Origin of the sequence: Stieleria varia (genome assembly GCF_038443385.1) — a bacterium.
Classification (GTDB): Bacteria; Planctomycetota; Planctomycetia; order Pirellulales; family Pirellulaceae; genus Stieleria; species Stieleria varia.
Genome location: NZ_CP151726.1, coordinates 5,691,103 through 5,703,229 on the forward strand (window position 1 = coordinate 5,691,103; position 12,127 = coordinate 5,703,229).

Here is a 12,127-nt window from a genome sequence, read left to right on the forward strand (position 1 = left end):
CAACCGCTTCGTAAAAGGTTTGATCCGGAAATTCCCGCGATCGCTTTGCCACTGAACGACCGTGCGGCGTGTTTCAACGAGCCCCCCACCATCCAACTGCCATGCGTTGCCCCACCTTCCTGCTCGCTTTGTTGTTGATCCTGCAATCCTCATGCGGTCTGCCACTCGCTCTGAGTGACGACAGGGCCGTTGACTTTGCCGCCGATGTTTTCCCCATCTTGGAAAAATATTGCATCGGATGTCACACGGTCGATGATCCTGACGGCGGTTTGGTGATGGAGGAATTCGCAGGTCTATTGCAAGGCGGCGAATCAGGCGTTGCTGTCACGGCAGGCGAACCCAACAGCAGCCGCCTCCTGCTGATGGCCAGCGGCAAGATGGAGCCAAAGATGCCGCCCGATGATGCGGACGGTCCCGACGAAACCGAGCTGCAGACATTGGAGCGTTGGATCGAACAAGGTGCCAAGGGTCCAGACGGTGACATGCCCCTCAAACGCGAACTCCGCACGCCCAAAATCCCCACCGCTGCCGACGCTCCAGCTCCCATCACCGCATTGGCTCAGAATGGGCAATGGACCGCCGTTGCTCGATACAACGAGGTGGAATTGCGTAGCCCCGAAGGGCTCGTGGCCCGAACCATCAACGATATCGGCGGCAAAATCAATGCGATGTCGTTTAGCGCCGACGGTAAACTGCTGCTCGTTGCGACAGGCGTCACCGGAGCCTATGGTCGCGCCGTGATCTTTCAACCCGACACAGGTGAATTGGTCGCGGAGTTGGTCGGACACCGCGACACCCTCTACGCTGCCGAGTTTTCGCCCAACGGTCGATACATTGCCACAGCGGGCTACGACCGAACGATCATCGTGTGGGACTGGTCCGCCCGCACGCCCGTCCGCGAACTCGTTGGCCATAACGGCGCGATATTTGACTTGGCATTTTCGCCAGACTCCAAAGTCCTGCTGAGCGCGTGTGCGGACGAAACGGTCAAAGTCTGGAACGTGGACACGGGCGAGCGGCTTGATACGCTCAGTCAAGCCGAAGCGGAAGTGTACGCGGTAGCGGTGACTCCCGATGGGCAGCACATCGTTGCCAGCAGCGGCGACAACCGGCTACGCGTGTGGCGACTCCTATCGAATGACTCACCCAAAATCAATCCGCTGATCGCCACACGATTCGTCGACGAGTCACCCATTGTCAACTTCGCATTCACCTCCGACGGTCGCTACGTGGTCGCACTGAGTGAATCGGGGAGCGTCAAATTGCTGACGACCAACGACTGGCAACTGTCTGCGACGTTGCCCGAGTTGGGAGAGACCGCAAGCGATCTGTTGATCAGCGCGGACTCCAAAACGATGACCGCATCGTTGATGACCGGAGAACTGGCTCAACGCGATTTGCCTGTCATCGATCAAACAAATCCCACCAATCACCACGCAGCAATCCGGCAGACCTATCTCGATCTTGGGGCACCGGTTTCGGTCAATGAAGACGACCTGCGGAAAGCGGCAAAGCTGGGTGTGGGCGAGCAGGTGACGACGTTGGACTTGCCTCGGGGCGCGATTGTGACGGGGAAATTCGAGCACATCGACGAAAACGACATGTACCGATGGCAAGCTAGCGAAGGCGAAGTCTGGGCGATCGAAGCAGACGCGGCACCGAAAAGCTCCATCGATCCAATCCTCACTGTCCTTGACTCCAGTGGTCAACCCGTTCTGCGAGTGCGACTGCAAGCCGTCCGCGATTCCTACTTCACTTTCCGAGGCAAGGACAGCAATCAAGTCGGCGACTTTCGTGTCTTCAATTGGCAAGAAATGAATCTCAGTGAATACCTGTATGCCAACGGCGAAGTCACTCGGTTGTGGATGCATCCCCGCGGTCCCGATTCTGGATTCATCGTTTACCCGGGCGAAGGAACCCGGTGGACTTATTTTGGGACCTCCCACGTCACGCATGCCTTGGGTGAGCCGGCTTACATCGTTCGCCCTTTGATGCGAGACGAACAGCCCTTTGCCAACGGCTTGCCCGTCTTCGATATCTATTATGAAAACGACGACGATCCGATGCGCGTCGCAGGCAAAGGCAGCCGGATCCTTTTCGCGGCCCCACACGATGACTTGTACACGATCCGCATCGGCGATGCCCGCAGCAACCAGACGGCCAAAGTGGTGGAGTCGACCGGTACAACCGATTCGATGAATAACGACATGTCGTATCGCTTGACCCTGCGAGCCGCCCAACCCTCGTTCAAAGCGACGGTTGCCCCGATCGACAAACCGATTCGTCGCGGCACAGGCCGAGAGTTCACCGTCCGCGTCGAGCGTCTGGATGGTTACTCCGGTCCCGTAACGTTCGATCTCCAGGGACTGCCGCAACAACTGTATGCGAACACGCCTTTGACGATCGAAGCCGGACAGCGGTTTGCAACGGGCATGATCTGGGCCAGTGCGGATGCAGATGGCTGGGAGGGCGAAGTTCAACCGCAGGTGATCGCGTCGGCCGAGATTCTAGGAAAACGTGTCGAGCGCAGTGTGGGATCGGTCGGCAAGCTGACTTTGGCCGGACCGCCATCCGTGACTCCCAGCATCCAGCCTTTGGATCGCAGCGTTTCATCGAGTGAAAATTGGACGCTGCAAGTGCGCCGGGGCGAAACCGTCTCCGCGCGTGTCGTGCTGCAACGCGACGAGAAATCTCAGCAAGAGATTTCGTTCGGCAAGGAAGAAGCCGGCAGGAATGCAACGCAAGGCGTTTATGTTGACAACATCGGTCTCAACGGACTGCTGGTCCTCGCCGGCGCAAACGATCGAACATTCTTTGTGACAGCGGACTCGACCGCCGTGCCCGGCAAACGCTCGTTTTTCTTAAGTGCAGCCGTGGACGGCGGAGTGACCACGTTCCCGATCACGCTCGAAGTCTTGCCGTAGCCCTTCATTCGTACGTCAGTCTTTCTAGACTGACACCCGCGCACCTTCGTTTGCCTCCCAGCCGAAGGCGCAGCAGACGCCACCAACCGGTTGCCACCGCACCGCCAATCGCCGCTTCCGCCTGCGCCTTTGGCTACGGGGCAAACGGGTTTTCTTTTTCACGCCAAGCGATAAAAAATTCTCGAAAACGCTTGACACTCAAAACACCCACTTGTATTATTCCATTAACACAAGGGTGCAATCATGTTATTGAACATTTCATCGGGCGGTCCGCCGATCTATCAGCAGATCGTTGAGCAGATTCGATTCCGGATCATATCGGGGCAGTACAGCAGTGGCGACGAACTGCCGACGATCCGCGGGTTGGCGGAAAGCCTGCAAGTCAATCCGAACACGGTCGCCCGCGCCTACCGCGAGCTCGAGCATGAGTCGCTGATCGAGAAGCGACGGACCAAGGGCACGTTCGTCGCCGAGGTTCCTCGCAAGTGGAGCTTGAGTCAGCGGAGAACGTTGATCGCCCCGGAGATCGACAAGCTGCTGATCTTTGCCCGTCAGCTCGGGATCGAGCTGGATGATTTGATCGAACAATTGAGTCAGCGTGACGCAAAACTTTCTGCCAACGAGGTGAAGCAATGAGCGGCGAAGCAACCAGCAAGGGCGATCCATCTCAGATCGTCGCGGATGTCCATCGGCTCTCGCGAGCCTTTCGTGGCAAGCAAGCGTTACAGGACGTGACTTTGCAGATTCGCCGAGGGACCATTTTCGGTCTTGTCGGGCTCAACGGAGCGGGCAAGACGACGTTGATCAAACATTTGATCGGCTCACTCAAAGCGAAACATGGCAGCGTGACGGTACTGGGGCAGGATCCAACGGTGGAACCGGAGAAATTGCTCGCCCGCATCGGTTACTTGAGCGAAGAAGACTCATTGCCCAAGTGGTTGCGTGTCGGCGAGCTGATCCAGTTTTTGCGAAGCATCTATCCCACGTGGTCCGACGACTACGCCAAGGAGCTTTGTGAGACTTTTCAGCTCAGCCACAACGACAAACTCAGCTCCCTGTCCAAAGGCGGTCGTGCCCGAGTCGGCTTGCTGGCTGCGATCGCTCATCGACCCGAGTTCTTGATTTTGGACGAACCCAGCAGCGGCCTGGATCCGCTTGCCAGACGCGACATTTTAGAAGCCGTGATTCGCACGGTCAGCGACGATGGACGTACCGTACTGTTTTCCAGCCACTTGCTAGACGAAGTCGACCGGGTGTGTGACACGGTGACGATGATTCATCAAGGCCGACTGATCGCATCGATGGAGATGCCTGATCTGACGACACGCTTTACCGAGATCGTCTGTCGGCCGGAGACGGCATGGGTCACGCCGCCCAGTCACGCGGGCGTCTTCGGCTGGAATCGACAAGGCAACGAGTGGAGTGCCGTCGTTGACTTGCAATCAACCAACGAGTCCGCTTTGGGGGCGACGGGATTGCAATTGATCCAACGCCGAGAAATCACGCTTCAGCGTTGGTTCAGCGCCAGGGCGCAAGACGGGGGCGATCAACACGCCGATTCGAACAACTCGTCATCGAAGGAGACCGCTGATGTCTGACACCATAGCGCTGGTTCGATTGTGTTTGATCCGCAGTCGCCTCGGATTGATCTCCGGTGTGGCGATGCTGGTGGTGCTGCAAATATGCCTGTGGTCTGGATACGTGGTGGGCGTGGAAGGTGCCTCGTATTTCCAAGCGTGCGTCGGCATGATGATGTTTCCTCTCGTGATGCTGGGGATTTTGTTGTTTGATTGCGGCAGCGCGGATTTATCAGCTGGCCGCAGCGGTTACAGCGTCTGGCTGCTTCGTTCGCCGATCGCGACTTGGAAATTGGCTTTGGTTCCGATTGCGATGAAGCTCCTTTGGATGATCGCGATTTGGTTTATTTCCATGGGAACGCTTGGGTTCGTATGCGGCATGCCCTTGCCGTCACCGATGCCGGCGATCACCATTTCAGCGGTCACCGCATGGATTTGCTTCTACGCATGGCGACCTTTCCGAGGCCACTGGCTGCGGCTATTCGGGGCGATTGCACTGATGATCGTCAGTTATCTGGCGGTGGTCTTTTCATTGGCCACCGAGTTCAGTGGCGAAGACATCAAACGATATCGTAGCCTGATCCTCGCGGCCCACTACACACTGCCCGTCATCGTTCTCGCCGCAGGCACTTGGGCGGCATTGGCTGCTGTTCGGCTGGCCCGAACCAATCATGACGGACTGATCGGCGAGACCGCGTCAGCCAGCCCGCTGGAGTGGACGGCAGAGACGGGGCGGCGAGGAGTCGCCAAATGGGTAGGGTCGCTGTCCAGTTCGATCGGATCAAGTGAATCACTCGAACAAGGCTCCAGGTTCGCACTGCTGCCGATGGAGTTGCGTCGTTCCGGTGGCAGGATTTTGAATGCGACACTGATTGGATGGCTGCCAATGATTGTCATCGGCACCCTCTTGATTCCCTTTCACGTCTCGACGGTCGTGATGCTGTTGATTGTGTCGGCCGTCATTGCCGCAACTTGCAATGTCGGGGCAGCATTCAACGAAGAAAACGGGCAGCAGACCATATCTTCGTGGATTGCCGCGTCGCCGATCAAGTCATCCACGATGGCTTGGTCGCGAATCACGTTGCAAGCCCTGGTTTCGATGATTGCGATCCTGGCCGCTCTCCTCACCGTGGCAGGCTGGAGCCTTTGGCCATCCAACCGCGCGACATGGGACGTTTTTGCCAGGCAGGTCAACACGGTCTACGAGACTCAATGGGCAGCGCCGGGCGTCGCCGCGACCATCATGTTGCTCAGTAGCATCTTTTTGATCGGCTGCGGTGTCCGACTGGCTTGGGTGGCGATGTCGGGCAGCAGTTGGCTGGGAATAGCCGCTGGTATCGTTCTCGGCATTTTTTTTCTGTCGGCGATCGGCGCGGTGACGCGGTTCTTTTTGACGCAAAAGGACTGGGAGGGCGCTCGGGAAAATGCACTTTACCTGGCATCATTCTTGCCGATGATCGGTTTCGCGTGGTTGATTCTGAAGTCGCTGGCCACGATCACATCGATCACGTTGTTGATCAGCAAGCGTCTGGAGACGATGTCTGTGATTGGCATGCTGTTGATCGGATGGGCGACACTAGTGCTCGCATTGGGCTCGCTGATTCACTGGATATGCCCCGCCGAGTTTGTGACTTGGAGCCGATCGTTGATCGTCGTTGCCATCCTGTTGCCCTTGCCATCGATCTTGATCGCCCCTGTCAGTCTCGCCTGGAATCGCCACCGCTGATCAGACCGGCAGTTAAGCATCACGTCTCGGTGCGTATGGTTTGTGTCTGAGCGGATGGTGGTGTTCGTTTTCGACTTGGAAAGTCGAACGACAATGGTCGCTCGTTTTTCCATGTCGATAGTGGGGCGCGCTAAGCGTGTTGTCACTCCCAACTCAATCACGAAGAGAAACGTGATTCTGTCTCGGCGGATGCTTGATCAGACGCTGCAGGTAATCACCGTATTCGCTGTTGCCGTATCGTTGAACGCTGACCTGGAGCTGCTCCAAGCTGATCCAACCCTGGCGAAAAGCGATCTCCTCTGGGCAAGAAACCTTCAAACCGGTGCGTTTTTCAATGGTGCCGATGAAGCTGCTCGCGTCGTGCAAGTTCTCGTGGGTACCTGTGTCCAACCATGCCGTACCACGCCCGAAGACCTTGACTTGCAGCGTTCCAGCTTGGAGATAAACACGGTTCAGATCCGTGATCTCCAGCTCACCACGCGGTGACGGAGCCAAGCAGCGGGCGATCTCACAGACCCGCTTGTCGTAGAAATAAAGTCCGGGGACGGCGTGGTGGGATGCCGGATTCACCGGCTTTTCCTCCAATGCGATCGCCTGCCCCGAATCGTCGAATGACACCACACCGTATGACTCAGGATCGCGAACTTCATAGGCAAAGATCTGTGCGCCATCGGTCAGCTCCGCCGAGCTACGCAGCATGCGAATCATTCCCTGTCCGTAAAACAAGTTGTCTCCCAAAATCAAGCAGCATGGCTGCTCATCAATAAAATCTTCCGCGATCAAAAACGCTTGCGCTACGCCGCCCGGATTGGACTGAATCGCGTATGTCAGACTCAGCCCCCACTGCTTGCCGTCTGACAACAACGCTTGAAAGAGCGGTTGTTGCTCCCGTGTGGTGATGACCAGGATGTCACGGATGCCGGCGAGCATGAGTGTCGAAAGCGGATAATAGATCATCGGCTTGTCATAGACCGGCAGCAATTGTTTGCTGATCGCGGCCGTCAAAGGCATCAGTCGCGTCCCACTGCCTCCCGCAAGGATAATGCCCTTCATCGTTTCGCCTCGCCAAGTCGTTGGAGCTGATAACTGCCGTCCAGGATTCGTTGCCACCAGTCGCGATGCTCCAAGTACCACCGGACGGTCGCGCGCAAGCCAGAGTCTAAATCGTGTTTCGGGGTCCAGCCCAGTTCGGTCTCGATCTTGGTCGTGTCGACAGAGTATCGCAGGTCGTGGCCCGGACGATCGGCGACGAAGGTGATCAAATCCGAGTATCGTTCGTCTTGCGAGCGAGGATGCATTTCGTCCATGATTTGACAAAGCATTCGTACCAAGTCCAAGTTGCGTTGCTCGCTGCGACCACCGATGTTGTAGGTTTCTCCCGGTGTTCCTTTTTCGAGTACCGTCATCAACGCGGCGACGTGGTCTTGGACATGCAACCAATCTCGCACGTTTTCGCCGGTACCGTAGACGGGCAACGCCTCTTCGTTCAAGCACTTGATGATCATCAACGGCAACAGCTTCTCCGGAAACTGATACGGACCGTAGTTGTTGGAGCAGTTGGTGACGATGACGGGTAATCCGTAGGTCGAGTGCCACGATCTGGCCAAATGATCCGACGCCGCTTTGGTCGCCGAGTAAGGCGAATGCGGATCGTAGGCACTGGTTTCGTTGAACGTCCCCGTTCGCCCCAGCGATCCATAAACTTCGTCGGTCGAAACATGAACGAACCGAAAACCGCGACGTCGCGGCGGACTCAAACCATCAAGATATCGCTGGCTCGCGTCGAGCAAGTTGAAAGTGCCGACAACATTGGTTTGTATGAATGGCGCGGGACCGTCGATCGAGCGATCCACGTGCGACTCGGCGGCCAAATGAATGACCGCATCCGGCTGTGTCTCCTCCAGAACTTCACGGACCACTGCCGCGTCCGCGATGTCGGCTTGAACAAATCGGTAGCGTGGCGATGTCGCCACGTCGACCAGCGAGTCAAGGTTTCCCGCATAGGTAAGCTTGTCCAAGTTGACGACGGAATGATCCGTGGCCGAAATCAAATGTCGAACGAGGTTCGATCCGATGAAGCCAGCCCCGCCGGTAATGATTAGCTTCATGAAGGTCCGATGCTCGCTTTTCGCGTGATGGATGCGGGAAACAGCTCAATGAGAAAATAGTGTCCCTGCTCCGCCGCGTCCAGCAACGCCAGCAGTCGCTCAGAGACAGCACCGCAAACAGCCTCTCAGAAAGCGTCTCGCAGGGGGTTCTGATCCCTGGAGGCCCCCAAGAATCCCATCTCGACAATTCCCCGCGGCATCGCTTCAATGTTGCGTCCCAACCAGCCGAACGACTCTTCAGAGCCTGGACCAACCACTCACTATAAATCCCTACTTATTGAGAGCCTGCCAAAATGTTAGCCAAAGAAGTCAAAACCGGAGCGGTGGTGGTCCACGAGGGAAACCCCGTGATGATCCAGGACATCTCGGTTCAATCTCCATCAGCTCGCGGTGCAGCGACATTGTACAAGTTTCGAGCACGAAACGTGGTCACTCGTAACAAAGTCGATATCACGATGAAGGGCACCGATGTGTTGCAGGAAGCCGACTTTTCTCGACGCGATGTCCAGTATCTGTACTCGGACCCCGAAAACATTTACTTGATGGACAAAGAAGATTTCCAGCAGTACGAGTTGTCACTGGAAGACGTCGAAGAGCAAATGCCGTACATCACGGAAGGGCTCGAGGGCATGCGGGCGCTGATCTACAACGACGCATGCGTGGGGCTGGATGTTCCGGCATCCGTTGAACTGGTCATCACCCAATGTGACCCGGGCGTGAAAGGAAACTCCGCGACTTCACGCAGCAAGCCCGCGACGCTGGAAACCGGACTGGTGATTCAAGTTCCAGAGCACATCAAAGAAGGCGAGCGGGTCAAAGTCGACACACGCACCGGTCACTTTCTATCGCGTGCATGACCCAATCAGCTCGACAAGCGTCGCCGCCCAGATTGTTTGCTAGCGTTTCATGAGCGAGCGAACATCAAAAGGTTCCAACTTTGCCGATTGTTTCGATTTTGGCGTTGTTTCGCTGGTCCCAATCGGGTTTACATGACGATGAATCCCAATCGTGAAATGCACTTTCACATTGGGGTTCACCGGCAATAGAATCCGCAGGACGGGATACGACATGGAAATCGCCTGCCACCCGTTTCTGCGACGGTCATCGAACATGGAAGAAAAAGAGCGATGCGCACCTTGATGATTCTTGCTGTATTGGTCGGCGTCGCGTTCATGGCTGGATGGTTCACCATCAATCGCGGCGATGGTCAAACGACGATCACCATCAACCGCAATGAAATCAAGAACGACACACGGGCTGCGATCACGAAAGGGCGTGAGTACCTCAATCGCGATGGGCAGCCGATGCAGTCGCAGCCAGCAGACGCATATCCCCAGTACCCTTCGCCCAACTACTCCGATTACCAACAAACCGGCTATGGTGCCAATCAACCCTATGGCAGCCAGCCATACGGAAACCAGCCGGTGTCGACTCAGCCATACGGCAACAATGCACCAACCTACGGCGCACAACCGTATGGCACGCAGACCTACGGCGCACAACCCTACGGTAGTCAGGCATACGGTTCGCAGACCTACGGTACTCAGGATTACAGTACTCAGACCTACGGTACTCAGGATTACAGTACTCAGGACTACGGTACGCAAGCTTACAACGGATACGGCTCGCCAGCAGGAACACAGTCCAACCAGGGTTTCAGTGTCCAACCTGCATCCGCCCAGCGTCCCTCCACTGTGAATCCGCAGTACAATGTGCCCACTGGATACGGCAACAGCGCCAGCCAATTCTGACGACGTCCCCACGTAGAAGCGTCTCTCCGAGACGCTAACCCAGCGAGCAAGGCGAGCCGTCCACGCTGGACCGCACGATGGATGCCTGCACATCCTGTTTCTCCATCGACCGCATTTTGATGGATCCCGATTCACGACACATGTGATTTGATCGTGTCAGTGCACTTCCGAACCATTGATGAACTACAATCCTTTGTCGAGATGATCCGCGAGGACAATCACGAGACTTTGGGTCAGTGGTCCGCGGCGCAGAACTTTGCGCATCTTGCAGGGGCGTTCGAGGGTTCGATGCAGCAACTTCCCGCTGGCTACCCCAGAATCGTTCGGATCATGTTGAGGCCTTTCAGGTCGATCGTTACCAAGTACCGATTTCCCCCTTGGCTTCCCATTCCTGCGGCGATCAAACATCGACTTGAGCCTCCCGTCGATGCCTTGTTCGACGAACAGAAGTCGCGATTGCTAGACTCGATTCGAGAATTCTGTTCCCATGACTCTGAGCATCCACCTCACCCAGTGCTTGGAAGACTGACGCGAGACGAGTGGATCGGATTCCATCTACGACATTCTGCTCACCACCTCTCATTCATCCGCATCAAGGAGTGAGATCTCAAAAACGCTAGGCCTGATTGATTTGATGACTCGTTTGATTTGTCCGTCGTCGCAAACTACTGCTCGATACGGTACAGCGCTTTCTCTGTTCGAATCAGGATGGCATTGCCGATCACGGCGGGAGAGGCGAGCGTTCTCTCCTGCAGATCATTTCTGGCGACTTGCTGGAACTCGTCGCCCGGTTTCACCACGGTTGTCATTCCTTCCTCGTCCACAAAATACAGGTGCCCACCCGCATAGACCGGTGATGCAGAGAATCCGCCGCCCAATCGCTCGCGATAAACCAAGTCTCCCGTCTCGCCATCAACGCTACTGAGAATTCCATTGTCACTGACGAAGTAGATGGCGCCGTCAACGGCGATCATCGACGGAGTCTTGGGAACATTTCGGTCGGTCTGCCAGTCCACATGTGTTTCGGTCACGATACCTTTCCCGGTCGGCCGGATGGCCAAGAGCGATGCGTTGTCAAAGCTGGTGGACACGTACACCCGTCCATCGTCAAAGATCGGTTGCGGAACGACCGAATATCCCGTGTAACGAACATCCCAGATCGTCTCACCGGTGGCAGGATCCAACGCCAAAACACAATCGCTGCCGGGCGCAACGACTTGCGTTCGACCCTCGACTTCGATCACACATGGCGTACAAAACGAAAACGTCTTCTTCGCATCGACCGGCCGCCGGACTTGCCAAACCAGTTCGCCCGTCGCCGCATCCAACGCGACGATCTTGGGTTCCTTGTCACCATCGCAGGTGAAAATCAACCGGTCACCGACCAAAACGGGAGTTCCCCCATTGCCGTGCGTCGGTTTGAACTTCAAGTCACGGTTCGTCCAAAGGATTTTTCCGGTGCGATCGCAACACGCTGTGCCTTGGTAGCCGAAGTGCACGTAGACACGATCATCTGTCACGATCGGCGTCGGACTTGCGTGGCTGTTCTTTTTGTGAATCTTTGCATCACCCGACTGTCGCATCAACGCGATGCTGGATACCAGCTTCCCCGTTTCAAAATCAACGATCAACAGCGACAAGTCGAACTGGTCTGCTTCGTCGGTTGGGATGGCTGCCGACAAATAGACTTTGCCGCCACTGGCCACGGGCGTCGACCAGCCTTCCCCGGGCAGCTCGGACCTCCACGCAATGTTCTGCCCCGTCGACCATTGCGTCGGTGGATTCGAGTCCGACGGAGCGTACCCGTTTTCCGTCGGTCCTCGAAACTTTCGCCACTCCGGCTCGGTCGCCACCGCGAACGGTCTCGACGCGGAGCATGCCAGAATCAAGAACGTGCCAGTCAGCATACGAGCGACAATGGTGGGCACCGACATTGGGGATTTCGGGGGCTGGGAGGTGGGAATGCTTGGAATCGTGCGGTGGACAATGCACTCGGGTATCTTAACAGAAACAGATCTTGATCCGAATCACGGGCAATTTC

The 12,127-nt window shown here is 56.5% G+C and carries 10 protein-coding genes; 7 read left to right on the forward strand and 3 right to left on the reverse strand.

What is annotated here, in order from left to right; genetic code table 11:
* The first annotated feature begins 101 nt into the window (after positions 1-101).
* The 4 genes from Pla52nx_RS19185 to Pla52nx_RS19200 all read left to right on the forward strand — a co-directional run bounded on the left by Pla52nx_RS19185 (position 102) and on the right by Pla52nx_RS19200 (position 6,227).
* Positions 102-2,924, forward strand: coding sequence for a c-type cytochrome domain-containing protein (locus tag Pla52nx_RS19185; RefSeq protein WP_146519883.1), 2,823 nt, complete (start codon positions 102-104; stop codon positions 2,922-2,924).
* A 243-nt stretch (positions 2,925-3,167) separates the two neighbouring features.
* Entirely contained in the window at positions 3,168-3,560 is a 393-nt protein-coding gene (locus tag Pla52nx_RS19190; protein WP_146519882.1) for a GntR family transcriptional regulator, read from the forward strand.
* Positions 3,557-4,522 carry an ABC transporter ATP-binding protein gene (locus tag Pla52nx_RS19195; RefSeq protein WP_146519881.1) on the forward strand — a complete coding sequence of 322 codons (966 nt, stop codon included), beginning with the start codon at positions 3,557-3,559 and terminating at the stop codon, positions 4,520-4,522. Before Pla52nx_RS19190 ends, Pla52nx_RS19195 begins: the two co-directional genes overlap by 4 nt.
* A complete protein-coding gene (locus Pla52nx_RS19200) occupies positions 4,515-6,227 on the forward strand; it encodes a hypothetical protein (RefSeq protein ID WP_146519880.1) in 1,713 nt (570 codons plus the stop codon). The genes Pla52nx_RS19195 and Pla52nx_RS19200 overlap by 8 nt, the downstream gene beginning before the upstream one ends.
* 153 nt (positions 6,228-6,380) lie before the next feature.
* Here the strand turns inward: Pla52nx_RS19200 and rfbA are convergent, their stop codons facing one another.
* Together rfbA and rfbB are read right to left on the reverse strand one after the other, a co-directional pair.
* Positions 6,381-7,280 carry a glucose-1-phosphate thymidylyltransferase RfbA gene (gene rfbA, locus Pla52nx_RS19205; protein ID WP_146519879.1) on the reverse strand — a complete coding sequence of 300 codons (900 nt, stop codon included), beginning with the start codon at positions 7,278-7,280 and terminating at the stop codon, positions 6,381-6,383.
* Positions 7,277-8,335 carry a dTDP-glucose 4,6-dehydratase gene (gene rfbB / locus Pla52nx_RS19210; RefSeq protein ID WP_146519878.1) on the reverse strand — a complete coding sequence of 353 codons (1,059 nt, stop codon included), beginning with the start codon at positions 8,333-8,335 and terminating at the stop codon, positions 7,277-7,279. The genes rfbA and rfbB overlap by 4 nt, the downstream gene beginning before the upstream one ends.
* A 293-nt stretch (positions 8,336-8,628) precedes the next feature.
* Between rfbB and Pla52nx_RS19215 the strand changes: the two genes are divergently transcribed.
* The 3 genes from Pla52nx_RS19215 (at position 8,629) to Pla52nx_RS19225 (ending at position 10,689) form a co-directional block, all read left to right on the forward strand.
* Positions 8,629-9,192: an elongation factor P-like protein EfpL gene (locus tag Pla52nx_RS19215; RefSeq protein ID WP_146519877.1), complete on the forward strand. Its 564-nt coding sequence runs from the start codon at positions 8,629-8,631 to the stop codon at positions 9,190-9,192.
* A gap of 270 nt (positions 9,193-9,462) precedes the next feature.
* Positions 9,463-10,086 (forward strand): hypothetical protein, encoded by a 624-nt coding sequence (locus Pla52nx_RS19220; RefSeq protein WP_146519876.1) that lies wholly within the window; start codon positions 9,463-9,465, stop codon positions 10,084-10,086.
* A gap of 153 nt (positions 10,087-10,239) precedes the next feature.
* Positions 10,240-10,689 carry a DUF1569 domain-containing protein gene (locus Pla52nx_RS19225; RefSeq protein ID WP_146519875.1) on the forward strand — a complete coding sequence of 150 codons (450 nt, stop codon included), beginning with the start codon at positions 10,240-10,242 and terminating at the stop codon, positions 10,687-10,689.
* Between the two features lie 62 nt (positions 10,690-10,751).
* Here the strand turns inward: Pla52nx_RS19225 and Pla52nx_RS19230 are convergent, their stop codons facing one another.
* On the reverse strand, positions 10,752-12,020 hold the full coding sequence (locus tag Pla52nx_RS19230; RefSeq protein WP_231741942.1) for a PQQ-binding-like beta-propeller repeat protein: 1,269 nt from the start codon (positions 12,018-12,020) through the stop codon (positions 10,752-10,754).
* Positions 12,021-12,127 lie beyond the last annotated feature (107 nt).

What these genes read in the sequence shown, in the direction of transcription:
- rfbB (WP_146519878.1), bottom strand. Translation starts at nt 8,335, where the DNA reads ATGAAGCTAATCATTACCGGCGGGGCTGGCTTCATCGGATCGAACCTC.
- Pla52nx_RS19215 (WP_146519877.1), top strand. Translation starts at nt 8,629, where the DNA reads ATGTTAGCCAAAGAAGTCAAAACCGGAGCGGTGGTGGTCCACGAGGGA.
- Pla52nx_RS19195 (WP_146519881.1), top strand. Translation starts at nt 3,557, where the DNA reads ATGAGCGGCGAAGCAACCAGCAAGGGCGATCCATCTCAGATCGTCGCG.
- Pla52nx_RS19185 (WP_146519883.1), top strand. Translation starts at nt 102, where the DNA reads ATGCGTTGCCCCACCTTCCTGCTCGCTTTGTTGTTGATCCTGCAATCC.
- Pla52nx_RS19220 (WP_146519876.1), top strand. Translation starts at nt 9,463, where the DNA reads ATGCGCACCTTGATGATTCTTGCTGTATTGGTCGGCGTCGCGTTCATG.
- rfbA (WP_146519879.1), bottom strand. Translation starts at nt 7,280, where the DNA reads ATGAAGGGCATTATCCTTGCGGGAGGCAGTGGGACGCGACTGATGCCT.
- Pla52nx_RS19190 (WP_146519882.1), top strand. Translation starts at nt 3,168, where the DNA reads ATGTTATTGAACATTTCATCGGGCGGTCCGCCGATCTATCAGCAGATC.
- Pla52nx_RS19200 (WP_146519880.1), top strand. Translation starts at nt 4,515, where the DNA reads ATGTCTGACACCATAGCGCTGGTTCGATTGTGTTTGATCCGCAGTCGC.
- Pla52nx_RS19230 (WP_231741942.1), bottom strand. Translation starts at nt 12,020, where the DNA reads ATGTCGGTGCCCACCATTGTCGCTCGTATGCTGACTGGCACGTTCTTG.